The organism is Streptomyces sp. SM10, from assembly GCF_002910915.1.
GTDB lineage: Bacteria > Actinomycetota > Actinomycetes > Streptomycetales > Streptomycetaceae > Streptomyces.
The window spans coordinates 136,159-158,809 of sequence record NZ_NEUF01000092.1; the positions used below are offsets into that span (position 1 = coordinate 136,159).

Sequence of the window (22,651 nt, forward strand, 5' to 3'; positions counted from 1 at the left end):
CAGTCGAGAAGCGGACCTCGCTTCGGGGGACAGAAGGATGTGAGGTCGATGGAGTTGTTCGTCTTCATCGTGTTCCTGGTGACCGTGGTGGTGGGGATCGTCGCCCTCGCCTCGGGATCGGGCGGCCGGAAGAAGCCGTTGGCGGGGCGTGCGGGGCGCAAGGGGCGCCGCGGCTCGGGCGGCGGCGGGTCAGGCTCGTCCGACGGAGGCAGCTGGTGGGCCGGTGACAGCGGCGGCGGCCACTCGTGTGGCGGTGGCGGTCACTCCGGCGGGCATTCCTGCGGGGGCGGGGGCGGGGGCGGCGGCGACTGAGACGGTCCGGCTGCCCCGTACGGGGGCGGGGCGGCCGGACCCGTGATGTCCGGCGGGGTGAACTCCCGCCGGACATCTTTTCGTTGGAGCTTCGGGAACAGATGAACCGTGCTGCCCCCTGAGGGATGGAAACCACGGCAAGTTGGGTAAAAGCGCTGTGAGCGCGACGTACTTCGTGATTGCATCGATGTAGAGAACATTCAGCCCCCGGGCACCAGTTGGACCGGATCGGGCTCCCCTCCCCCACGGTGCACCGCACGGGGGTGCCTCCTGTCCATGTGTCCCTGTGCGTTTTGCGGAGCCGATCCATGCTCACGACCCTTCAGACCGCCTATTCCGATACCCGAGCCGCAGATCTGGCCTGGGCGCTCGGGCGGGAGCCGCTGCCCGCCCTCGCCGTGCTCGACCTCGAGCTGGAGGGCGCCAAGGTGCAGTTGAGGCTGCTCGGCGCCTCCCACCAGGTACTGCTGGAACAGGAGCGCCGCACCTGCTCCGAGACCGTCGCCTGTCTGCCCGGCAGCAGCACGCCGCTGCCGCTCGGGGTCGCCGAGAGCCTGGGGGACTGGGACTACGAGTTCGCCGCGCGCGTCGAGACGCTCTCCGAGGGCTCGTTCGCGGGGCGCGCGCAGGAGCTGCTCGCGCTGGTGGCCGACCATCCGCACGGCCTGGCGGGGACGTTTCCCGGCAGTCCCTACGCCTTCACGGCCATGCTCGCGCAGCGGACCGAGGGGCAGGTGCGCTGGCGGACGTGGCACGCGTATCCGCAGGAGGGCCAGTTGGTGGTGACCCGCACGCGGGTGGGTGCGCGGGTGCCCGCACCCGTCGCCTGAGGGGCGCGCGCCCGTCCCTGCCGGGAGGTGCGCGCGTGGTGGGGTCGCGCTTCCGGCGTGCGTCACTTACACCCGTGTGGGTGACAAGGCGCGACCTTCCTGTCACGTAGCGTTCGTTTCATGATCGACCAGCAGACGCCGCTGCGAGGGGGCGCGGCGCGGCTTCCCGTGCGGCCGAGGACCGGCCGGTTCCTCGTGCTGGCCGCGGTGTTCATCTGCGCCGCGTGCGGTCTGGTGTACGAGCTGGAGCTGGTCGCGCTGGCCTCGTACCTGATCGGTGATTCGGTCACCCAGGCCTCCGTGGTGCTCTCCGTGATGGTGTTCGCGATGGGCATCGGGTCGTTGCTCGCGAAACGCTTACGCGACCGGGCCGCCGTGGGGTTCGGGCTGATCGAGGCCGCCCTCGCGCTGGTCGGCGGCACCTCCGCTCTCACCCTGTACGCCTCCTTCGCCTGGCTCGGCGAGTCGCGCTACGCGCTGGTGGGCTTCTCGCTGGCGATCGGGATCCTGATCGGCGCGGAGATCCCGCTGCTGATGACGCTGATCCAGCGGGTCGACCGGCAGGACGCGGGCGGGGCGGTGGCGGACCTCTTCGCCGCCGACTACGTGGGCGCGCTGGTCGGCGGACTCGCCTTCCCGTTCCTGCTCCTGCCGATGCTGGGGCAGCTGACCGGTGCGCTGTTCACGGGCACGGTCAACGCGGCGGCGGGCGGGGCGCTGGTGCTGTGGGTGTTCCGGCGCGATCTGGACCCCCGGTCACGCCGGCTGCTGATCCTCGTCAACGGCGTGGTGATCCTCCTGCTGGCCACGGCCTCGGTCCTGGTGGACGACTTCGAGCGGGCCGCGCGGCGCGCGGTGTACGGCTCGGAGGTGCGGGTCGCGGTGCAGACCGGGGTGCAGGAGATCGTCCTCACGGGCCCGGGGCGCGGCTCGCTCGACCTCTACCTGGACGGACGGCTGCGGGTCAGCTCCCGCGACGAGCACCGTTACCACGAGGCGCTCGTGCACCCGGCGATGAAGGGGCCCCACCGGCGGGTGCTGATCCTGGGCGGGGGCGACGGGCTGGCCGCCCGCGAGGTGCTGCGCTATCCGGACGTGGAGTGCGTCGTGGTGGTCGAGCTCGATCCTGCCGTCACCCGGCTGGCCCGCACGGACCCGGCACTCTCCGCGCTGAACGGCCACGCGTACGAGGACCCCCGGCTGACAGCGGTCTCCGCGGACGCCTTCACCTGGCTGCGGGAGACCCACGACCGCTACGACGTGGTGGTCTCGGACCTCCCTGATCCGGGGATCACGGCCAGCACGAAGCTCTACGCGGCGGAGTTCTACGGGCTGGTCGCCGGGGCACTGGAGCCGGGCGGCCGCCTGGTGGTGCACGCGGGGTCGCCGAGCAGCAGACCCGCGACGTTCTGGACGGTGGAGGCGTCGGTACGGGCGGGCGGCCTGGCGGCGCGGCCGTACCGCGTCGAGGGGCGCCTCACCGGCTTCGCGGCGGGCCCGGACCGGGCCACGGGCGGGACGGAGGCACCCCGGGACTGGGGGTTCGTGCTGGCCGCCCGGCGCGCGGTGGGCCGGCCCGGCATCGACCCGGGGGCGCCCGTGCCGCGGACCCTGGAGGAGCGGGAACTGCTGGCGGGCCTGCGCTCGGTGGAGCGGGCCCGGCAGCACGGGGTTCTGCCGTCGACGCTGGTCCACCCCCGGTACCGGGAGGAACCGTGAGCACGGCGGTGCGGTGTGGCCCGCACGGTGCGCGGGGTGTGGAAGCGCTGACGGGACGGCCGGGGCTGAGTAGGCTCGGTCGGTATGGAGCATGAGGTGTTCGTTCCGGTTCCGGTCCCGTCCCTGCGGCGGACGCTCGGTGATCCCGTCCGTGTCGCGCGCTGCGTGCCGGGGCTTCAGCAGGATGCCGACGCGTCGGCGGGCCCGCTGGCCGGCCGGCTGAGATTCCGGGCCGACGGCCACACGATCACCTACCGCGGGGCGCTGACGCTGCTGCCCTCGGCCGGGGGTGACTCCTTCTCCGTGACGGGGGAGGGCGTGGAGGCGCGGGGCACGGGTTCGGCGAAGGTGGCCCTGACCGTCGGTCTCCGGGAGACGGACGGGGGGACGACCATCGGGTTCACCGGATCGGTGAGCGGCGACGGCCGCATCGTGGAGCTGGACGAGCCGGCGGCGCTCGCCGCGGCGCAGCGGCTGCTCGACCGCTTCACACAGCAACTGGTGACGGAGACGCTGGCGGCACCGGCCGACGGACCCGGCACTGACACGCAGGGAGCCGAGGAGCCCGGTACCGGCGCGCAGGCGTCTGACGGGTCCGGTGCCGGCGGACAGGGCGCCGACGTGCCCGCTGCGGAGCCGGCGCCGTCTCCCGAGTCCCCCTCCGCCGATGCGGCGCCCGCCGAGCCGTCCGCCGAGGACTCCTCCTCGGCGGACTCCTCCTCGGCCGACAAGGAGTCGGTGTTCGACGCGCCCGTCCCGCCGCCCGCCCTCGACCCGTCGGCGGAACTGGAATTCACCGTGCCGGACGAACCCCCCGCCGAGGCCGCGCACGCGCGCCGCACCATGATCGGCCGCAGCACGGAGGAGGTCGACCACGCCCCGCCGCGCGGCCGCTACGCCCCCGTGCCGTCGCCCGAGGCGGGTGCGGCGGGCATCACGCTGCGCTGGGCCGCCCCGGCGGCCGCCCTGGCGATCGCCTCGGCCGTGGTGGTGGGCAGGGCCCTGCGGCGCCGGAGGCCGTAGCGGGGCGCCCCGCGCCAGTAGTGTCGGGGGGGTGAGCAGAGTTGCGAAGAACGCCCGGCTGACCGCCGGCGACGTCGAATTGACCGTTGACCCCGAGAACGGCTGCCGGATCGGCAGCCTGGTGATCGGGGGCACCGAACTGCTGCGCCAGGGCGAGCGGTACGGCTGCTTCCCCATGGTGCCGTGGTGCGGCCGCACCGAGAACGGCCTGTTCCGCAACGGCGGCGAGCCGCATCAGATGCCGCTCAACTCCCCGCCGCACGCCATCCACGGCACCGGCCGCGACACCTCCTGGGAGCTCGCCCGGCAGGGCGACGCGGAAGCCGCCTTCTTCTACGACCTGGCCGACCCCTGGCCGTACGAGGGCCGGGTGACGCAGTCGTTCGAGCTGACCGAGGAGTCGCTGACGCTGAGCCTCGGGATCGAGACGTACGGGGACTCCTTCCCCGCGCAGGCCGGGTGGCACCCCTGGTTCCTCCGGAACCTCGGGGGTCAGGACGTACGGATCGCCTTCGACGCGGCCTGGCAGGAGGAGCGGGGCGACAACCACCTGCCGACCGGTCGCCGGATCGACCCGCTGCCCGGCCCGTGGGACGACTGCTTCGGGATGCCGGAGGGCGTCGACGTGAAGCTCACCTGGCCCGGGCAGCTGGAGCTGACGGTCAGGAGCCGGGACGAGTGGGTGGTGGTCTACGACGAGCAGGACGAGGCTGTCTGCGTGGAGCCGCAGTCCGGTCCGCCCAACGGGCTGAACACGGCACCCCTGCTGGTGACCCCGATCGAGCCCCTGGAGATCACGACGACCTGGAGCTGGGTACGTCTCTGACGCTCCGCGGCAGCGCTTACCCTCGTTGACATGACTGACGTACGCGCTGAGCTGCTCCAGCAGATCAAGGACAAGGCCGTGGTGCACGGCAAGGTGACCCTCTCCTCGGGGCTGGAAGCCGACTGGTACATCGACCTGCGCCGGATCACGCTGGACGGCAAGGCCGCGCCGCTGGTCGGCCAGGTCATGCTCGACGCCACCGCCGAGCTGGACTACGACTGTGTCGGCGGACTGACGCTGGGCGCCGACCCGGTCGCCACCTCGATGCTGCACGCCTCGGCGGCGCGCGGGACGAGCCTGGACGCGTTCGTGGTCCGTAAGGCGCAGAAGGCCCACGGGATGCAGCGCCGCATCGAGGGCACGGACGTCAAGGGCCGTCGCTGCCTCGTCGTCGAGGACACCTCGACGACCGGCGGCTCGCCGCTGACCGCGGTCGAGGCGGTGCGCGAGGCCGGCGGCGAGGTCGTGGCCGTCGCCGTGATCGTGGAGCGAGGTGCCGCTCCGGCGATCGCCGAGGCCGGTCTGCCCTACGTCCACGTCTACTCCGTGGGCGACCTCGACCTGGCCTGACCTGGGACTCCACGCTGCCCGTCGGGATAGCGCTCCCCGTTTCACGTGAAACGGGGAGCGCTATCCCGACGGGCAGCGTCGAGCCGGGACGAGAGTCTGGGAAGATAAGGGCGACGATGACGTCGCCCCCAGGTCAGGGACCAAGCACTGCACACCCGCACATCCCAAGGAGCGGACAGATGCCCATCGCAACCCCCGAGGTCTACGCCGAGATGCTCGACCGGGCGAAGGCAGGCAAGTTCGCCTACCCGGCCATCAATGTGACGTCGACCCAGACCCTGCACGCTGCACTGCGCGGCTTCGCGGAGGCGGAGAGCGACGGCATCGTCCAGATCTCCACCGGTGGTGCCGAATTCCTGGGCGGCCAGTACAACAAGGACATGGTGACGGGCGCCGTGGCCCTCGCCGAGTTCGCGCACATCGTCGCCGCCAAGTACGACATCACGGTCGCGCTGCACACCGACCACTGCCCCAAGGACAAGCTGGACAGCTACGTCCGTCCGCTGCTCGACGTCTCCGCGGAGCGCGTCGCCAAGGGTCTGAACCCGCTGTTCCAGTCGCACATGTGGGACGGTTCGGCCGAGACCCTCGCCGACAACCTGTCCATCGGTCAGGAGCTGCTGGCCAAGGCGGCCGCCGCCAAGATCATCCTCGAGGTCGAGATCACCCCGACGGGTGGCGAGGAGGACGGCGTCACGCACGAGATCAACGACGAGCTGTACACGACCGTCGACGACGCGCTGCGTACGGCCGAGGCGCTCGGCCTGGGTGAGAAGGGCCGCTACCTGCTGGCCGCCTCCTTCGGCAACGTCCACGGTGTCTACAAGCCGGGCAACGTCGTCCTGCGTCCCGAGCTCCTCAAGGACCTCCAGCAGGGCGTCTCCGCGAAGTACGGCAAGCCGGCCGGCAGCCAGCCGTTCGACTTCGTCTTCCACGGCGGCTCGGGCTCCACCGCCGAGGAGATCGCCACCGCGCTGGAGAACGGCGTCGTGAAGATGAACCTCGACACCGACACCCAGTACGCCTTCACCCGCCCGGTCGCGGACCACATGTTCCGCAACTACGACGGTGTCCTGAAGGTCGACGGCGAGGTCGGCAACAAGAAGACCTACGACCCGCGCACCTGGGGCAAGGCCGCCGAGGCCGGCATGGCCGTGCGCGTCACGGAGGCCTGCGGCAACCTGCGTTCCGCAGGCACCAAGCTCAAGTAGGTACGTCACGGACGTGACGGCGGGCCCGGTCTCCCCCTCGGGGGACCGGGCCCGTCCCGTGTCCGAGGAGTGAGGATCCGCTGTGAGTACGCCCGCGCGCTACGACTTCGACACCGTCATCGACCGCCGGGGCACCTGGTGCGTCCAGTGGGACGGGGTCGCCGACCGCTTCGGGGTGGACGGGCTGCTGCCCTTCACCATCTCGGACATGGACTTCGAGACCGCCCCCGAGGTGCTGGCCGCGCTCCGCGCCCGCCTGGACCACGGGGTTCTCGGCTACACCACCTGGCAGCAGGACGACTTCCTGTCGGCCGTCGCGCACTGGTACGAGACCCGCTACGCCACCCGCATCGACACCGGCCGCCTCGTCTACGGCCCGTCCGTGCTCAGCCAGCTCTCGCAGCTGCTCCGGATGTGGACCGCCGAGGGCGAGGGCGTGGTCGTCCACACCCCGACGTACGACGGCTTCCGCAAGGCGGTCCTGGGGCTCGGTCGCGAGCTGCGGGGTGTGCCGGTGGGGGACACCGCCGCCCTCGACGCGGAGCTGGCCCGCCCCGACACGAAGGTCCTGGTGCTCTGCTCGCCGCACAACCCGACGGGCCGGGTGTGGACGGAGGCCGAGCTGCGCGAGATGAGGACGCTCGCCGGGCGCCACGGCGTGGCGGTGATCAGCGACGAGATCCACGCGGACTTCGTGCACGACGGGTACACCCACGTCCCCTACGCGCGCATCGCCGGGGACGAGCGCTGGGCGGTCATCACCTCCGCCTCGAAGTCCTTCAACTTCCCGGCGCTGACCGGTTCCTACGGGCTCATCGGGGACCCGGCGGACCGGGCGGAGTACCTGCGCCGGATGGAGACGGGGGAGGGGCTCGCCTCCCCCGCGGTGCTGTCGCTGACCGCGCACATCGCGGCCTACCGCGAGGGCGGGGCCTGGCTCGACGAGGTCCGTGCGTACACCGCGGGGAATCTGGCGCTGGTCGGTGAGCGGCTGGACGCGGCCTTCCCCGAGCTGGGGTGGGAGCCGCCGGAGGCCGGCTATCTGGCGTGGATCGACCTGCGTCCCCTGGGTGTGGACGACGAGGCGTTGCAGCAGGCGCTGATCGAGCGGGAGAAGGTCGCCATCATGCCGGGGGCGGTCTACGGGGCGCCCGGGTTCCTGCGGCTGAACGTGGGGTGTGCGCGGGGCAAGGCGGAGGCGGGGGTGTCGGCGCTGGTGCGGGCGGTGCGGGCCGTGGCCTGATCAGGGCGGGAACAGGCGCGCAGGAATGGCCTTCCGGCCGGGCAGCGGTGATGCTGCTCCTATGACTCACGCGGACGGCGCGGCCGGTGCGGACGGCGACGGGATCCGGGTCGCCTCGCCCGTGGGGCGCTGGGTCGTCCTGACCACCGTGCTCGGGTCGAGCATGGCCCTGCTCGACTCCACGGTCATCAACGTGGCCCTGCCGCGCATCGGCCGGGACTTCGGCACCGATCTGGCCGCTCTGCAGTGGACCGTCAACGCCTACATGCTCACGCTGGCCGGGCTGATCCTGCTCGGCGGTGCGCTCGGGGACCGGTTCGGGCGGCGGCGGGTGTTCGTCGTCGGAGTGGTCTGGTTCGCAGTGGCCTCCCTGCTGTGCGGGATCGCGCCGAACGCCGAGGTGCTGATCGCCGCGCGGGCGTTGCAGGGGGCCGGGGGCGCACTGCTCACCCCTGGATCGCTGGCGATCATCCAGGCGAGTTTCCACCCCGACGACCGGGCCCGCGCCGTGGGCCTCTGGTCCGGCCTCGGCGGGGTGGGGGCGGCGGTCGGACCGTTCCTCGGCGGATGGCTGGTGGACGGGCCCGGCTGGCGGTGGGTCTTCCTGCTCAACCTGCCGCTCGCCGCGGTCTGCGTGCCCGTGGCCCTGCGCCACGTACCGGAGTCGAGGGACCCGGACACCCACGGCCGGTTCGACGTGCTGGGTGCCGCGCTCGCCGCGCTGGCGCTCGCCCTGGTCACCTACGCGCTGATCGAGGTGCCGGAGCAGGGCGCGTCCGTCCTGGTGATCGGCGCGGCCCTCGGCGGTGTGGTCCTGGGGGCGGCGTTCGTACGGGTGGAGCGGAGCCGGGCCGACCCCATGGTGCCGCCGTCGATCTTCGCGTCGCGGCAGTTCACGGCCGTCAACATCGTGACGTTCTGTGTGTACGCGGCCCTCGGCGGGTTCTTCTTCCTGTCCGCGATCCAGCTCCAGGTGGTCGCCGGATACTCGGCGCTCGGCGCGGGCACCGCGCTCCTGCCCACGACGGTGCTGATGCTGCTCTTCTCCGCGTCCGCCGGCGACCTCGGGCGGCGGATCGGGCCCCGCATCCCGCTCACCGCCGGCCCGCTGCTGGCGGCGGCCGGGATGCTCCTGATGCTGCGGGTCGGCCCCGGCGCGTCCTACCTGACGGACGTCCTGCCCGCCGTGCTGGTGCTCGGCCTCGGCATGGTCACCCTGGTGGCCCCGCTCACCGCGACCGTCCTGGCCGCCGTGGACACCGGCCGGGCCGGGCTCGCCAGCGGCATCAACAACGCGGCGGCGCGGGCCGCCGGACTGCTCGCGGTGGCCGCGCTCCCGCTGCTGGCGGGGATGGGCCCGGAGGCGTACCGCGACGCGGGCGAGTTCGCCTCGACGTTCCGGCGGGCGATGCCGATGTGCGCGGGGCTGCTCGCGGCGGGTTCGGTGATCGCCTTCCTGGCCGTACGCAAGCCCGCCGAGGCGGGTCGTGGGCCGCGGCCGGAGTGTGCGACGCACTGTGGCGTCACGGCCCCGCCCTTGGAGCCGGAGCCGGGATCCAGGCACACTTGAGCCATGTCCATCCACGAGAACCTGCTCGGGGGCCCCGCCCCGACCCACCTGCCCGACGACCCGGAGCCGCGCGAGCTGCTCGCCGCCGGCACGGCGCCCGCCGACGTCGCCGCGAAGTACCCCACGTCCTCGCTGGCCTGGGCGCAGCTCGCCGACGAGGCGTACGAGGGCGGCCGGGTGATCGAGTCCTACGCCTACGCGCGCACCGGCTACCACCGCGGTCTCGACGCCCTGCGCCGTGCGGGCTGGAAGGGCCACGGCCCCGTCCCGTTCGAGCACGAACCGAACCGCGGCTTCCTGCGGGCCCTGCACGCCCTCGCGCGCGCCGCGCAGTCGATCGGTGAGCAGGAGGAGTACGAGCGCTGCTCGTCCTTCCTGCGGGACTCCTCGCAGACCGCCGCCGACACCCTGGGCTGAGCCGATCCCGCCTTCCGAGCCCCGCGGGCGCAGCCCGCGGGGCCCGACGTGTCCTCGGGAAGGCCGTTAGGATGCCGAGCAGGGGACCGGAGCTCCACCACCTCAGAGGAAGGGGCGGACCGCTACCCGGAAGCTCGTGTCGAGGAGACAGAAATGTCGACGAACCACCCCGACCCCGAAGCCACCGGTGCGGACACCCCGCACCTGGACTTCGCGGGAACGACGCCGTACGAGGACTATGTCCAGGCGGACGTCCTGACCCACCTCCAGCACCTTCGTTCGGACGACCCCGGCGAGATGGTCTTCCTGGTCACCACCCAGGTCATGGAGCTGTGGTTCACCGTCATCGTCCATGAGTGGGAGACCGCCGCCCACGCCCTGCGCGAGGACCGCATACCGGTCGCCAGGGACGCCCTGAAGCGCTCGCTGCGGGAGCTGGAGGCGCTGAACGCCTCCTGGAAGCCGCTGGCGGGCCTCACACCCGCCCAGTTCAACTCCTACCGGGCATCGCTCGGCGAGGGGTCCGGCTTCCAGTCGGCGATGTACCGCCGGATGGAATTCCTGCTGGGCGACAAGTCCGCGTCCATGCTCGTCCCGCACCGGGGCGCGCCCCGCGTCCACGCCGAGCTGGAGAAGGCGCTCCACGAGCCCGGTCTCTACGACGAGACGCTGGCGCTGCTGGCCCGGCGCGGATACCCCGTACCCCGGTCGGTGCTCGAACGCGATCTGTCGCAGAGGTACGAGCCGTCCCCCGCGGTCGAGGCCGTCTGGGCGGAGATCTACGGCGCCCCGGACCAGAACGACGAGCTCGTGCGGCTCGGCGAGGTGCTGACCGACGTCGGCGAGCTGGTGTGGCGCTGGCGCAACGACCACCTGACCGCCACCCGGCGGGCGATGGGGTCGAAGACCGGCACCGGCGGGTCGGCCGGGGTCGCCTGGCTGGAGAAGCGGGCCACCAAGAGCGTGTTCCCCGAGCTGTGGACGGCGCGTAGCCATGTCTGATTTCAAGGAGCGCGCCGAGGCGCTCGACACCGCCGACGAACTGGCCCCCCTGCGCGAGCTGTTCACCCTCGACGACACCGTCTACCTCGACGGCAACTCGCTCGGCGCGCTGCCCCGTCACGTGCCCGCGCGCATGCAGGAGGTCCTGACCCGCGAGTGGGGCGCGCTGCGCATCCGGTCCTGGGGCGAGAGCGGCTGGTGGACGGCGCCCGAGCGGATCGGTGACCGGATCGCCCCGCTCGTCGGGGCCGCCGCCGGGCAGATCGTGGTGGGCGACTCCACCAGCGTGAACGTCTTCAAGGCCGTCGTCGCCGCCACCCGGCTCGCGGGTGAGGGGCGCGACGAGATCCTCGTCGACGCGTCGACCTTCCCCACGGACGGGTACATCGCCGGCTCGGCGGCCCGCATGACGGGCCACCGTGTCGTCCCGGTCGCCCCGTCCGACGTACCGGCCGCCCTCGGGCCGCGTACGGCCGCGGTCCTCCTGAACCACGTCGACTACCGCACGGGCAGGCTCCACGACCTGCCCGGCCTGACCGCCGCCGCCCACGAGGCGGGCGCGCTCGCCGTCTGGGACCTGTGCCACAGCGCGGGCGCCCTGCCGGTGGGCCTGGACGCGCACGGGGTCGACCTGGCCGTCGGCTGCACGTACAAGTACCTCAACGGCGGCCCCGGTTCGCCGGCCTACCTGTACGTCGCCGAGCGCCACCAGGAGGCCTTCGACTCCCCCCTGCCCGGGTGGACCTCGCACGCCGATCCGTTCGCGATGACGCCCGGCTACGCCCCCGCGGACGGTTCCGTGCGGGGCAGGGTCGGCACCCCGGACATCCTGTCCATGCTGGCCCTGGAGTCGGCCCTGGACGTGTGGGACGGCGTATCGGTGGAGGCCGTACGGGCCAAGTCCCTGGCGCTGACGGACTTCTTCCTGGAGTGCGTCGCCGCCTACGCCCCCGAGGGCCGGGTCGCGCCCGTGACCCCGGTCTCCCACGCGGAGCGCGGGAGCCAGGTCTCGCTGCGGTGCGAGAACGCGGACGGGACAGCAGAGGTGATGCGCGTGCTCATCGAGCGCGGTGTGGTCGGCGATCTGCGCCGCCCCGACGTCCTGCGCTTCGGTTTCACGCCGCTGTACGTCGGTTTCGCCGACGCGGAGCGGGCGGCGCGGATCCTCGCGGAGGTCCTGGCGGCCTGAGCGTGCCGCCGCCGTGCGGGTCCATGATCCGGGCCCGTACGGCGGCACTCCGCCGTACTGGTACCGTCCCCGCAGGTCAGTCCAGTTGGGCACGGGCACAGGACGGTTGGAGCAGCATGTCGGATTCTGCCGCGCGTGATCGCGAAGCCGCCGAGACCGAGTCGGCGTTCGCCCATCCGGTGGTCGCCCCCGACGGGTCCGCGGCCTATGGGAGCCACCCCGACCAGGTGATCGACTTCTTCGCGCCCCGGGACGGCCGCACCGGCGCTCCGCTCGTCGTGCTCCTGCACGGCGGTGCCTGGCGGGCGCCGTACGACCGGCAGCACGTCTCGCCGTTCGCGGACTTCCTGGCGCGGCGCGGATTCGCCGTGGCCAGCGTCGAGTACCGGCGGGGCGGTGAGATCCCGCAGCAGGATGGGGCCGGTCCGGTCGCGGGGCGCTGGCCCGAGACGTTCGACGACGTGGCGGCGGCGATGGACGCCCTGCCGGCACTGGCGGCCCGGGAGCTTCCGGGAGCCGATCTGCGCAAGACCGTGGTCACCGGACACTCGGCCGGCGGGCAGCTCGCCCTGTGGGCCGCCGCGCGCCATGTGCTCCCGGAGGGATCGCCCTGGCGGCTGCCCGCCGCGCCGCCGCTGCGCGGGGTGGTCGCGCTGGCGCCGATCGGGGACTTCGCGCGCGCGGTGGAGCTGGACGTCTGCTCGGGCGCGGTGCGCCAGCTCCTGGGGGGCGAGTACACCTTCGAGGCACGGGGCGCCCACGTCGATCCGGCGCTGCTGCTGCCGACCGGCATCGCGACGGCCGTCGTCCAGGGGGTGGAGGACCTCACCGTGCCGCAGGCGGTCACCGAGGCGTTCGTGGACGCGGCGGCGAAGGCCGGCGAGATGGTGGGGCTCACGCTGCTGGACGAGGTCGGGCACTTCCCGCTGATCGACCCCTCGGCGGACGCCTGCGCGGTGGTGGCCGAGGAGATCGCCCAGCTGGCCTGGTAGTACTTACGACGGACGGCGAAGGATCCGCATCACTGCTGACGACCGGGGCAGGCGCGGGCCCTACCGTGGAAGCGTGACCGAGACCAAGACCAGAAGCCCGGAGTTCCGGCTGGCCGCAGGGGCGACGGACGGCCTGCGGCAGGACCTGTTCCACAACGCGTTCGACTACCGTCCGCTGGGCCCCCTGGGCACGGACGGGCCGATCGTCCGACGCCTCCCGAAGCCGTTCCGCGCGGGTGCCGTCTGGTTCCCGCACGCGGTCGTGGGCATGGTCGCGCTGATCTCGCTGATGGAGGGCGTCTTCTCCGCGAACACCTACTCCCCGTTCGGCTTCGCGACCGTCATCACCGGGTTCCTGCCCGCCTGCACGCTGCTGATGACGCTGGTACGGCCCGTCCTCGCGTTCTGGGTGTCGATCGTGTCGACCCCGGTGGTGGCGATAGTCGGGAGCGGCGACTGGCCCTGGCAGCCGAGCGCGTTCGCCTGCCACCTGGGGGTGCTGATCGTGGTCGCGGCACGGACACGGCCCCGTACGGCCGCCTGGATGTGGCTGATCACCCTGCTCGTCGGGAGCTTCCTCGGGAACATGGGCCCAGGCTTCTCCAACACCGCGCCGATGGCGGTGGCCTCCGCGTTCGCCCTGCTCCTCGTCGCCCTGGTGCAGGTGCGCCGCGAGGCGCGTCGCGAGGTGACCGTGCAGCGCACCGTCACCGCCGTGGAACGCGACCGGCGCACGCTCCTGGAGGAGCGCACCACCATCGCCCGTGAGCTGCACGACGTCGTCGCCCATCACATGTCCGTCGTCGCCATCCAGGCCGAGGCGGCCCCGTACCGGGTGGAGAATCCGCCGCCCGAGCTGGAACAGGCCTTCGTCACCATCCGGGAGAACGCCGTCGCGGCCCTCACCGAGCTGCGCCGCGTCCTGGGCGTCGTCCGGGCGGAGGACCACGAGGCGCCGGACGCCCCGCAGCCCACGCTCGCCGAGATCGACCGGCTGCTGGACAACGTCCGGGAGACGGGTCTGGAGACGGAGAAGACCGTCACCGGCGCGGTGCGGGAGCTGCCGCAGGGCGTGGAGCTCTCGGCGTACCGGATCGTCCAGGAGGCGCTGAGCAACACGCTCCGGCACGCACCGGGCGCCACCGCCAAGGTGGAGATCGGCTATGTGCTCGGCGGGCTCGGGGTGCGCGTCGTCAACGGTCCCGCCCGGGGGCTGGTGAAGCCGTCGCCGGGGGCCGGCCACGGGATCACGGGGATGCGGGAGCGGGTCGCGATGCTGAACGGGGAGATGACCGCGGGGGCGAGCGGGGACGGCGGGTACGAGGTCGCCGTGTTCCTGCCGGTGCCCGTCCAGCGCGACGGCGGTGACGCCGCGTGAACGAATCGCCGATCCGGGTGCTGATCGTCGACGACCAGATGATGGTCCGCGAGGGGTTCTCCGTGCTGCTCAACGCGATGCCCGGCATCGAGGTCGTCGGCGAGGCCGTCGACGGGCGGCAGGCCGTCTCCCAGGTCGCCGCCCTGCGGCCCGACGTGGTGCTGATGGACATCCGGATGCCGGAGCTCAACGGCATCGAGGCGACCCGGGAGATCGTCGCCGCCGACGCGGACGCCAAGGTGCTCGTCCTGACCACCTTCGACCTCGACGAGTACGTGTACCAGGCACTGCGGGCGGGAGCCTCGGGCTTCCTCCTGAAGGACGCCTCGGCGCGGCAGCTCGCCGAGGGCGTGCGGGTGGTGGCGTCCGGAGAGGCGCTGCTCGCCCCGACGGTGACCCGGCGGCTGATCACCGAGTTCTCGAAGATCGCCGAAGCGCCGCGGCCGCCCGCCATGGCGAGGATCGGCGACCTCACCGAGCGGGAGACGGAGGTCCTCGTGCTGATCGCCCAGGGGCTGTCGAACCTGGAGATCGCCTCGCACCTCGTGGTCGCCGAGTCGACGATCAAGACGCACGTCAGCCGCGTCCTGGTGAAGCTGGGGCTGCGGGACCGGACCCAGGCGGCCGTGTTCGCCTACGAGGCACGGCTGGTCACGCCCGGATAGCGTCGGCTCATGCACGTGTCCTTCGACCCCTGGTCCCCGGCGTTCGTCGCCGACCCCTACCCCGCCTACGCCGCGCTGCGCGCCACCGGCCGGGCGCACTACTTCGAGCCGACGCGGCAGTGGCTCGTCCCGCACTACTCCGACGTGTCCGGGCTGCTGCGCGACCGGCGGCTGGGGCGGACCTACCTGCACCGCTTCGGCCACGACGAGTTCGGCGTCACCGCGCCGCCGGAGGCCCACGAGCCCTTCCACACGCTCAACGGGCACGGGATCCTCGATCTGGAGGCACCCGACCACACCCGGATCCGGCGGCTGGTCTCGAAGGCGTTCACGCCCCGCAGGGTCGAGGCGCTCGTCCCTACCGTGGAGCGGCTGGCCGCCGGGCTCGTCGACGACTTCGTCCGGGCGGGAGGGGGCGACCTGCTGAGCGCGGTCGCGGAGCCGCTCCCGGTGGCCGTCATCGCCGAGATGCTGGGCGTGCCGGAGTCCGACCGGGGGCTCCTGAGGCCGTGGTCGGCGGCGATCTGCGGGATGTTCGAGCTGAATCCGCCGGAGGAGACCGCGCGCGCCGCCGTACAGGCGTCGGTCGAATTCTCCGCCTATCTGCGGGGACTGATCACCGCACGGCGCGCGGACCCCGGAACCGACCTGATCTCCGGGCTCATCGCCGCCCATGACGACGAGGACCGGCTGACCGAGCAGGAGATCGTCTCCACCTGCGTGCTGCTGCTCAACGCCGGCCACGAGGCGACGGTCAACGCCACCGCGAACAGTTGGTGGATGCTCTTCCGGCACCCCGAGCAGCTGGCCTCCCTGCGCGGCGATCACGCTCTGCTGCCGACCGCCGTGGAGGAACTCCTGCGCTACGACACCCCGGTGCCGCTGTTCGCACGCTGGGTCCTGGACGACATCGAGATCGACGGCACGGTCATCCCGCGCGGTTCGCAGGTCGCCCTGCTCTTCGCGTCGGCCAACCGGGACCCGGAGCGCTTCGCCGACGCGGAGACGCTCGACCTGTCCCGTCAGGACAACCCGCACATCTCCTTCGGGGCGGGCATCCACTACTGCCTGGGTGCTCCGCTGGCCCGCGTGGAGATGGCCGCCTCGTTCGGGGAACTGCTCCGCAAGGCGCCGCGGATGCGGCTGGTGGCGGAACCCGAGTGGAATCCGGGCTATGTGATCCGGGGGCTGCGGGAGCTACAGGTCGAGATCTGAGGTGTCCGGGGCGAGGGCCCCGGACAGCCGTGCGCGGTCCGGGCCCTGCGGGTTCGCCCAGCCGTGCAGCGCCCACGCGGACAGGGCGAGGACGCCCGCCGCGCCCACGGCCGCGGCCAGCACACGGAACCGGAGCGCCCTGTGCCCGCGCAGCAGACGCAGGGTCAGCAGCCAGGCGGCCGGGGGGACCAGGGCCCCGGCGAGCACGACGAGGGGCAGCTCCGTCCACAGGACGGAGAGGTCGCCGCCCTGCCCCTCGAAGCCGCCGCCCATGTGTACGCGGGTGCGGCGGGACGAACCCCAGACGGACAGGGCGGTGACCGCCCCGAGCACCGCCGTCGCACACCCGCCGTACCCGGCCGCGTCCCGTTGCCTCATGTGTGCTCAGGACGCGGCCCGCCGGCGGGCGGTTCCCTACGTGGTCTGCAGGTCCCGCCGCCGGAAGCCCTCCAGACCGAACAGGACCAGGGCCGCGGCGATCACGGTGAGGACGGCCAGGGGGGTCCACTCCATGGGGGCCGCAGGCAGCTTCGGGACGTGTCCGAAGGGGGACAGGTCGTTCGTCCAGTCGGGGAAGCGGAGGAGTTGGCCCAGGTAGCCGGTCACGAAGGCGTACACCGGGACCGTCCACGCGGCCCGGGCCGCGCGGGGGAGCCAGCCGAAGAGGACCGAGGCCACCCCTGCGGTCACCCACAGCGCGGGGGCGTAGGCGAGCGCCGCACCGGTCAGGGACAGCACCAGCCCGGGATCATCGGTGGAGGCCGCCCCCAGGACACCGATGCCCAGTCCGCCGGCGAGCAGGAGCGCCGTGCCGCCCGCGAGCGCGACGGCCAGATGGCTGCCCGCCCAGCGGGCGCGGGACAGGCCGGTCGCCAGGAGCGGTTCGGCGCGGCCCGCGTGCTCCTCGGCCAGGGGCCGCAGAGACGCCATGACGACGTACACGGAGGCCACGACGGCGAGGATCACCATGATCATCGAGGCGAACGACTCGGCCATGGTGGCGCCGCCGATCCTCCGGAGCGCCTCCTGGATCTGGTCGATGCTCCCGAGCATGTCCTCGACCTCGCCGAGGATGGATCCGTACATGGCGCCCATCACGAACAGCCCGGCGACGAATCCGGCCAGCACGGAGCGGTGCAGCCGCAGCGCGAACCCCAGCGGCCCCAGCAGCGCCCGGGACGCCGTCGGGGAGCCCGGCCGGCCGGCGCGGAGCCCCGCCCCCACGTCACGCCGTGTCGACAGGACGAATCCGGTGCCGGCGCAGAGGACGGCGAGCGCCGCGCAGAGCAGCAGCGGCCACCAGTGGTTGTCCACGTAGGGGTAGGTGCGCTGGATCCAGCCGATCGGCGAGAGCCAGGAGAGCGCGTCGTCGCCGCCCGCGTCACCCGCGGCGCGCAGGACGTAGGCGAGCCCGATGACGGCCAGCGCCATGCCGGACGCGCCCCGGGTGTGGGCGGTGATCTGCGTGGTGATCGCGGCGACACCCGCGAAGACGAGGCCGACGGCCGCGTGCGCGAGGCCGTAGACCAGCGCCCCCGCGGCGCCGTCCGGCCCCAGGTCCATGGCCCCGAGCCCGGCGGCCAGCAGGACGGCGAGCGAGAGGTCGGCGATCACCGCGACCCAGAGCGCGGCGGCCAGGTGGGCGTGGCGTCCGACGACGGTGGAGCGGACCAGCTCGGCGCGGTTGGTCTCCTCCTCGTCGCGGGTGTGACGGGTGACGATCAGGACGCTCATGAGGCCGACCAGCACCGCCAGGAAGCCGAGCATCTGGTGACCCAGCATCGAGCCGAAGGTGTAGTCGTCCAGATAGTGCCGGGGCCCGGTCATGGCGAGCCCGGCGGGGCTGTCCATGGTGGCGAGGAGGGAGGCACGGTCCTCGGGTGCGGCGTACAGCGTCGTGAACTTGTCGGCCGTGGCGAGCGTGGACAGGAACAGCGCGAGGACCCACACCGGCAGCCGGACGCGGTCCCTGCGCAGGTTGAACCGGACCAGTGTGCGGGTCCCCGCCAGTGCTCCGGGGGTGGAGAGGGTCCGCGCTGCCGCGGGCGTGCGGGCGGCCGTCGTGGCGCTCATCGCGCGTTCCCGGGTGAGGCCGCGGGGGTGTGGCCGTTGGCGGCGAGCTCGTCGCCGTAGTGGCGGAGCATGAGCTCCTCCAGGGTGGGCGGATGGCTGATCAGACCGCGTACACCGAACCCGGCGAGCGCGCGCACCGCTGCGTCGAGGTGGCCGCCGTCCACGGCGAACCGCACTCCGGTCCCCTGTCCGGCCCCGGCGTCGGTGACCTCCACCGCGTGCACGCCCGGCAGGGCGTCGAGGCCGGTGGCGGGCCGTTCCGTCTCGGCCTCGATCGTCGTACGCGTCAGATGCCGCATCTCGCTGAGCGACCCTGACTGCACCGTCCTGCCGAGCCGGATGATGCTGACCCGGTCGGCCAGCTTCTCGACCTGGGCCAGGATGTGGCTGGAGAGCAGCACGGTCCTGCCCGCGGCCTTCGCCTCCAGGATGACGTCCTGGAAGACCACCTCCATGAGGGGGTCGAGCCCGGCGGTCGGTTCGTCCAGGAGGAGCAGTTCCGCGTCGGAGGCCAGGGCGGCGACGATGGCCACCTTCTGGCGGTTGCCCTTGGAGTAGGCCCGGCCCTTCTTCGTCGGGTCGAGGTCGAAGCGCTCCATCAGCTCGTCGCGGCGCCGCTTGTCGGAACCGCCGCGCAGGCGGGAGAGCAGGTCGACGGCCTCGCCGCCGGTGAGGTTCGGCCACAGCTCGACGTCGCCGGGCACGTAGGCCAGGCGCCGGTGCAGTGCGACGGCGTCGTGCCAGGGGTCCTTCCCGAGCAGCAGGGCCGCTCCCGAATCGGCGCGCAGCAGCCCCAGCAGGACTCGGATGGTGGTGGACTTCCCGGCTCCGTTTGGTCCGAGGAAGCCGTGGACCTCACCTGTTTCGACGGCGAGGTCGAGGCCGTCCAGTGCGTGCGTCCGCCCGAACGACTTGTGCAGTCCGGCGACGGTGATTGCCTTCGTCATGTTTCTGAAAGTACGCTGATTTCACAAAGTTGTGAAGTTAAGGAAGCGTATAAAGTTGTGGCGTGAGCGGAGCAGGGGAAGTGGTGGACGCGATGGCCGGCGGGACCGAGGGACCCGGAGCGGCGGGGGACGGCGCGGAGCGTGACGAGGACGCGGTGTCACTGTTCGTCGAGCGCTTCGCGGCCGAGATGACGGAGGCGGGGATGCAGCGGATGGCCTCACGCGTCTTCGCCGCGCTCCTCGCCGACGACGACGGTTCCATGACCTCGGCGGAGCTCGGCCGCCAGCTGCGGATCAGCCCGGCGGCGGTCTCCGGCGCGGTCAACTACCTCACCCAGGTCAGCATGGTCGGCCGCGAACGCGACCCCGGCTCACGCCGCGACCGCTACCGCCTGCACAACGAGATCTGGTACGCCACCTTCGCCAGCCGCGACCAGGTGCTGACCCGCTGGGAGCGCACGCTGCGGGAGGGCGCCCGCTCGCTCGGTGAGGACACCCCGGCGGGCGCCCGGCTCGTGGAGACGGCGGAGTTCTTCACCTTCCTGCAGGCGGAACTGCTCGGCATCCTCGACCGGTGGCGGGAGAGCCGCAAGGCCCCGGAGTGAGGCGGAGTGGGGTCGGGCGGACGCCGTGGGCGCGCAGGCCCGGCCCGTGCGGCCGGCGGCCTGCCGGGGCCGCCCACCACCCCGTCAGCGCCCCGCCTCCCCGGGGAGCACCAGCCCCCAGGCACCCGCGCGGACGGTCCAGGTGCGGGTCCTGACCGGACCCCCGACCTGTATGTCCGCGCGGTAGCGGAAGTCGGGTCCGGCCACCGTGACCGCCTTGGCCTCGGCCGTGTGCGTCTCGCCGGACGTCGTGTGGATCACCACGTCCGCCAGGCCGCCGTCGCCCTGGGCGGAGACCGAGACGTCCTCCACCGGCCGGTCCAGGTCGTTCAGGAGGACGCCGTCCGCCTCGACCCGCAGCCGGTGGGTGCCGGAGGGGCCGGAGGGCGAGGGCGGGGCGGGCCGGACCAGGGAGGCCACGAGGCTGCGGCAGGTGTCCCAGACCGTGTGGGACGGGCCGGGCGAGGGTCTGGCCGCGGGTATGCGCAGCTCTCCCAGGACCACACCGTCGCTGTCGTCGACGAGCAGGTCCAGCCGGCGCGCGGTCCCGTCGAGCGCCGTGCGCGCGGCCGCGACCGCTCCCCGGGGCACGCCGAGGGCGTGGGCGAGTTCCAGTGAGTGGGCGGCGCCCACCGGGATCAGGGAGAGCGAGCTGTCCGAGAGCTCGCGCTCCCGGTGGAGCTGGGACACCGCGCGCAGCAGCGCGTGGTCGTCGCCGACGACGACCGGACGCCTCGACCCCCTCCGTGACAGGGCCCTGGCGAATTCGTCGGGACCGTCCGGGAGACAGATCTTGGCGTGCGCGCCCGCGCTCAGGACGTCCTTCGCGATGCGCACGGACTCGCCGTCGTAGCGGCGGGCAAGGGGGTCGATGAGCACGAGTAGCTGGTGGTCGCCGTCGCCGGGGGGCTCTGCAGCCGACACCTCGGTCCTTCCTCGGGTAGCATCTTGGTGCAAGAGCCCCTTGCGCTATTGCGCCAGGGGCTTCGTCTATTCCGGGGCACCCGGTTCGACGGCTCAGGCTTTGCCGTACATCGTCGTGCGGCAGGTACGACCTTTACGTACGCCCCCTGACCTTGGACATGCCCCGCCCGGAAGGGGTGTACGCCTGTGCCCGCACTTGTGCTGCTCGGTGCTCAGTGGGGTGACGAGGGCAAGGGGAAGGCCACCGACCTCCTCGGTGGATCCGTTGACTATGTGGTGCGATACCAGGGCGGCAACAATGCCGGCCACACGGTCGTCGTGGGCGACCAGAAGTACGCACTGCATCTCCTCCCCTCCGGAATCCTGTCGCCGGGGTGTACCCCGGTCATCGGTAACGGTGTCGTCGTCGACCCGGCGGTCCTGCTCTCCGAGCTGAGCGGTCTGAACGAGCGAGGCGTCGACACGTCCAAGCTCCTGATCAGCGGCAACGCTCATTTGATCACTCCGTACAACGTCACCGTCGACAAGGTGACGGAACGCTTCCTCGGCAAGCGGAAGATCGGCACGACCGGGCGCGGTATCGGCCCGACCTACGCCGACAAGATCAACCGTGTCGGCATCCGCGTCCAGGACCTCTACGACGAGTCGATCCTGGAGCAGAAGGTCGAAGCGGCGCTGGAGCAGAAGAACCAGCTCCTGGCCAAGGTCTTCAACCGGCGCGCGATCGAGGCCGACAAGGTCATCGAGGACATGCTCCAGTACGCGGAGCAGATCAAGCCGTTCGTCGCCGACACGACGCTGATCCTGAACAACGCCATCGACGAGGGCAAGGTCGTCCTCTTCGAGGGCGGCCAGGGCACGCTCCTGGACGTCGACCACGGCACCTACCCCTTCGTCACCTCGTCGAACCCGACCGCGGGCGGCGCCTGCACCGGTGCCGGCGTGGGCCCGACGAAGATCAGCCGGGTCATCGGCATCCTCAAGGCCTACACCACCCGCGTCGGTGCCGGCCCCTTCCCGACGGAACTTCTCGACGAGGACGGCGAGGCGCTGCGCCGGATCGGCGGCGAGCGTGGTGTCACCACCGGCCGTGACCGCCGCTGCGGCTGGTTCGACGCCCCCATCGCGCGGTACGCGACCCGGGTCAACGGTCTCACCGACTTCTTCCTCACCAAGCTGGACGTGCTGACCGGCTGGGAGCAGATCCCGGTGTGCGTGGCGTACGAGATCGACGGCAAGCGCGTCGAGGAGCTCCCGTACAACCAGACCGACTTCCACCACGCGAAGCCGATCTACGAGATGCTGCCGGGCTGGTCCGAGGACATCACGAAGGCCAAGACCTTCGGCGACCTGCCGAAGAACGCGCAGGCGTACGTGAAGGCGCTGGAGGAGATGTCCGGCGCCCCGATCTCCGCGATCGGCGTCGGCCCCGGCCGGACCGAGACCATCGAGATCAACTCCTTCCTCTAGGGGACCGTACGACGGCGGCCGGACCTTCCTCGAGGAAGGTCCGGCCGCCGTCGCGTTTCCGGGTGCGGGCGGCGCCGTCAGGGGAGCTGCCGGAGGAAGGCGACCACGAACAGCGCCCCGGCCGCCGAGCAGACGAGCACCACGGGCACCACCCAGCCGGGCCTGTGGCCTCCGCGCAAGGGCTCCGTCATCCGCTCGTGCAGACGGGTGACGCCGTACAGCGCCGCGAGCGCGGCGAGGGAGCAGGGGACGGCGACCGCGAAGTGGGTGAGCCACGCGCCCGCCGGGCTCGGGCCGCCCCAGGCGTTGTCGTAGGGGCCGCCGTCCACGAACCCGTAGAACAGCCCCCGGACCGCGGTGAGCAGGAGCACCGCGGTCAGGACGAGGGAGAGCGCGCCCAGCAGCACCGTCGCTCCGGCATGGGCGGCCACCCGCACCGCTCCCGGCCGGGGCGCCCCCGTGCCCGCGCG

The 22,651-nt window shown here is 72.5% G+C and carries 22 protein-coding genes and 1 pseudogene; 18 read left to right on the forward strand and 5 right to left on the reverse strand.

Annotation, left to right across the window (positions count from 1 at the left end; all coding sequences use genetic code 11):
* Positions 1-48: 48 nt before the first annotated feature.
* The 16 genes from B9S57_RS13560 (at position 49) to B9S57_RS13635 (ending at position 16,162) form a co-directional block, all read left to right on the forward strand.
* Positions 49-312 (forward strand): hypothetical protein, encoded by a 264-nt coding sequence (locus B9S57_RS13560; protein ID WP_103515813.1) that lies wholly within the window; start codon positions 49-51, stop codon positions 310-312.
* A 308-nt stretch (positions 313-620) separates the two neighbouring features.
* On the forward strand, positions 621-1,142 hold the full coding sequence (locus B9S57_RS13565) for a DUF2617 family protein (protein ID WP_103515814.1): 522 nt from the start codon (positions 621-623) through the stop codon (positions 1,140-1,142).
* Positions 1,143-1,262: 120 nt separating this feature from the next.
* Positions 1,263-2,861, forward strand: a complete 1,599-nt coding sequence (locus B9S57_RS13570) for a polyamine aminopropyltransferase (protein WP_103515815.1) — start codon at positions 1,263-1,265, stop codon at positions 2,859-2,861.
* 84 nt (positions 2,862-2,945) lie between these two features.
* Positions 2,946-3,884, forward strand: coding sequence for a carbon monoxide dehydrogenase (locus B9S57_RS13575; RefSeq protein ID WP_103515816.1), 939 nt, complete (start codon positions 2,946-2,948; stop codon positions 3,882-3,884).
* 31 nt (positions 3,885-3,915) lie between these two features.
* Positions 3,916-4,710, forward strand: coding sequence for an aldose epimerase (locus tag B9S57_RS13580; RefSeq protein ID WP_103515817.1), 795 nt, complete (start codon positions 3,916-3,918; stop codon positions 4,708-4,710).
* Positions 4,711-4,740: 30 nt separating this feature from the next.
* On the forward strand, positions 4,741-5,280 hold the full coding sequence (gene pyrE, locus B9S57_RS13585; protein WP_103515818.1) for an orotate phosphoribosyltransferase: 540 nt from the start codon (positions 4,741-4,743) through the stop codon (positions 5,278-5,280).
* Positions 5,281-5,459: 179 nt separating this feature from the next.
* Positions 5,460-6,491 (forward strand): class II fructose-bisphosphate aldolase, encoded by a 1,032-nt coding sequence (gene fbaA, locus B9S57_RS13590; protein WP_103515819.1) that lies wholly within the window; start codon positions 5,460-5,462, stop codon positions 6,489-6,491.
* Between the two features lie 82 nt (positions 6,492-6,573).
* Positions 6,574-7,734, forward strand: coding sequence for a MalY/PatB family protein (locus B9S57_RS13595; RefSeq protein ID WP_103515820.1), 1,161 nt, complete (start codon positions 6,574-6,576; stop codon positions 7,732-7,734).
* 61 nt (positions 7,735-7,795) lie between these two features.
* Positions 7,796-9,304 (forward strand): DHA2 family efflux MFS transporter permease subunit, encoded by a 1,509-nt coding sequence (locus tag B9S57_RS13600; RefSeq protein ID WP_103515821.1) that lies wholly within the window; start codon positions 7,796-7,798, stop codon positions 9,302-9,304.
* A gap of 3 nt (positions 9,305-9,307) precedes the next feature.
* The gene (locus tag B9S57_RS13605; RefSeq protein ID WP_103515822.1) at positions 9,308-9,721 is read left to right on the forward strand and encodes a DUF3151 domain-containing protein; all 414 of its coding nucleotides are present in this window, start codon (positions 9,308-9,310) and stop codon (positions 9,719-9,721) included.
* Positions 9,722-9,874: 153 nt separating this feature from the next.
* Entirely contained in the window at positions 9,875-10,723 is an 849-nt protein-coding gene (locus B9S57_RS13610; protein ID WP_103515823.1) for a tryptophan 2,3-dioxygenase family protein, read from the forward strand.
* Positions 10,716-11,912, forward strand: coding sequence for a kynureninase (kynU, locus tag B9S57_RS13615; RefSeq protein WP_103515824.1), 1,197 nt, complete (start codon positions 10,716-10,718; stop codon positions 11,910-11,912). Before B9S57_RS13610 ends, kynU begins: the two co-directional genes overlap by 8 nt.
* Before the next feature lie 116 nt (positions 11,913-12,028).
* Positions 12,029-12,904: an alpha/beta hydrolase gene (locus tag B9S57_RS13620; RefSeq protein WP_103515825.1), complete on the forward strand. Its 876-nt coding sequence runs from the start codon at positions 12,029-12,031 to the stop codon at positions 12,902-12,904.
* Positions 12,905-12,977: 73 nt separating this feature from the next.
* Positions 12,978-14,282 carry a sensor histidine kinase gene (locus tag B9S57_RS13625; protein ID WP_103515826.1) on the forward strand — a complete coding sequence of 435 codons (1,305 nt, stop codon included), beginning with the start codon at positions 12,978-12,980 and terminating at the stop codon, positions 14,280-14,282.
* Positions 14,279-14,947 (forward strand): response regulator transcription factor, encoded by a 669-nt coding sequence (locus B9S57_RS13630; protein WP_103515827.1) that lies wholly within the window; start codon positions 14,279-14,281, stop codon positions 14,945-14,947. The genes B9S57_RS13625 and B9S57_RS13630 overlap by 4 nt, the downstream gene beginning before the upstream one ends.
* Positions 14,948-14,956: 9 nt before the next feature.
* Positions 14,957-16,162, forward strand: coding sequence for a cytochrome P450 (locus B9S57_RS13635; RefSeq protein WP_103515828.1), 1,206 nt, complete (start codon positions 14,957-14,959; stop codon positions 16,160-16,162).
* Here the strand turns inward: B9S57_RS13635 and B9S57_RS34455 are convergent.
* Genes B9S57_RS34455 through B9S57_RS13650 form a run of 3 tightly spaced genes read right to left on the reverse strand, consistent with a single transcriptional unit; the run spans position 16,145 to position 19,182 of the window.
* Positions 16,145-16,540 (reverse strand): hypothetical protein, encoded by a 396-nt coding sequence (locus B9S57_RS34455; protein ID WP_181011335.1) that lies wholly within the window; start codon positions 16,538-16,540, stop codon positions 16,145-16,147. The genes B9S57_RS13635 and B9S57_RS34455 overlap by 18 nt on opposite strands.
* 36 nt (positions 16,541-16,576) lie before the next feature.
* Positions 16,577-18,235 carry an ABC transporter permease gene (locus B9S57_RS13645; RefSeq protein ID WP_103515829.1) on the reverse strand — a complete coding sequence of 553 codons (1,659 nt, stop codon included), beginning with the start codon at positions 18,233-18,235 and terminating at the stop codon, positions 16,577-16,579.
* Positions 18,232-19,182 (reverse strand): ABC transporter ATP-binding protein, encoded by a 951-nt coding sequence (locus B9S57_RS13650; protein ID WP_103515830.1) that lies wholly within the window; start codon positions 19,180-19,182, stop codon positions 18,232-18,234. The genes B9S57_RS13645 and B9S57_RS13650 overlap by 4 nt, the downstream gene beginning before the upstream one ends.
* Positions 19,183-19,274: 92 nt before the next feature.
* On the opposite strand from B9S57_RS13650, the gene B9S57_RS13655 reads away from it, so the two are divergent.
* Positions 19,275-19,787: a GbsR/MarR family transcriptional regulator gene (locus tag B9S57_RS13655; protein WP_103515842.1), complete on the forward strand. Its 513-nt coding sequence runs from the start codon at positions 19,275-19,277 to the stop codon at positions 19,785-19,787.
* An 84-nt stretch (positions 19,788-19,871) separates the two neighbouring features.
* Here B9S57_RS13655 and B9S57_RS13660 read toward each other — a convergent pair whose 3' ends face one another.
* Positions 19,872-20,711, reverse strand: a complete 840-nt coding sequence (locus B9S57_RS13660) for a diacylglycerol kinase (protein ID WP_103515831.1) — start codon at positions 20,709-20,711, stop codon at positions 19,872-19,874.
* A gap of 186 nt (positions 20,712-20,897) precedes the next feature.
* On the opposite strand from B9S57_RS13660, the gene B9S57_RS13665 reads away from it, so the two are divergent.
* Positions 20,898-22,181 carry an adenylosuccinate synthase gene (locus tag B9S57_RS13665; RefSeq protein WP_103515832.1) on the forward strand — a complete coding sequence of 428 codons (1,284 nt, stop codon included), beginning with the start codon at positions 20,898-20,900 and terminating at the stop codon, positions 22,179-22,181.
* Positions 22,182-22,258: 77 nt separating this feature from the next.
* On the opposite strand, the pseudogene B9S57_RS13670 reads toward B9S57_RS13665, so the two are convergent.
* Positions 22,259-22,651 (reverse strand): annotated as a pseudogene (locus B9S57_RS13670) (NUDIX hydrolase); the annotation flags it as partial.

Coding starts and splice junctions, on each gene's coding strand:
- B9S57_RS13560 (WP_103515813.1), top strand. CDS start 49: ATGGAGTTGTTCGTCTTCATCGTGTTCCTGGTGACCGTGGTGGTGGGG.
- B9S57_RS13565 (WP_103515814.1), top strand. CDS start 621: ATGCTCACGACCCTTCAGACCGCCTATTCCGATACCCGAGCCGCAGAT.
- B9S57_RS13570 (WP_103515815.1), top strand. CDS start 1,263: ATGATCGACCAGCAGACGCCGCTGCGAGGGGGCGCGGCGCGGCTTCCC.
- B9S57_RS13575 (WP_103515816.1), top strand. CDS start 2,946: ATGGAGCATGAGGTGTTCGTTCCGGTTCCGGTCCCGTCCCTGCGGCGG.
- pyrE (WP_103515818.1), top strand. CDS start 4,741: ATGACTGACGTACGCGCTGAGCTGCTCCAGCAGATCAAGGACAAGGCC.
- fbaA (WP_103515819.1), top strand. CDS start 5,460: ATGCCCATCGCAACCCCCGAGGTCTACGCCGAGATGCTCGACCGGGCG.
- B9S57_RS13600 (WP_103515821.1), top strand. CDS start 7,796: ATGACTCACGCGGACGGCGCGGCCGGTGCGGACGGCGACGGGATCCGG.
- B9S57_RS13605 (WP_103515822.1), top strand. CDS start 9,308: ATGTCCATCCACGAGAACCTGCTCGGGGGCCCCGCCCCGACCCACCTG.
- B9S57_RS13610 (WP_103515823.1), top strand. CDS start 9,875: ATGTCGACGAACCACCCCGACCCCGAAGCCACCGGTGCGGACACCCCG.
- kynU (WP_103515824.1), top strand. CDS start 10,716: ATGTCTGATTTCAAGGAGCGCGCCGAGGCGCTCGACACCGCCGACGAA.
- B9S57_RS13620 (WP_103515825.1), top strand. CDS start 12,029: ATGTCGGATTCTGCCGCGCGTGATCGCGAAGCCGCCGAGACCGAGTCG.
- B9S57_RS13635 (WP_103515828.1), top strand. CDS start 14,957: ATGCACGTGTCCTTCGACCCCTGGTCCCCGGCGTTCGTCGCCGACCCC.
- B9S57_RS34455 (WP_181011335.1), bottom strand. CDS start 16,540: ATGAGGCAACGGGACGCGGCCGGGTACGGCGGGTGTGCGACGGCGGTG.
- B9S57_RS13645 (WP_103515829.1), bottom strand. CDS start 18,235: ATGAGCGCCACGACGGCCGCCCGCACGCCCGCGGCAGCGCGGACCCTC.
- B9S57_RS13650 (WP_103515830.1), bottom strand. CDS start 19,182: ATGACGAAGGCAATCACCGTCGCCGGACTGCACAAGTCGTTCGGGCGG.
- B9S57_RS13655 (WP_103515842.1), top strand. CDS start 19,275: ATGGCCGGCGGGACCGAGGGACCCGGAGCGGCGGGGGACGGCGCGGAG.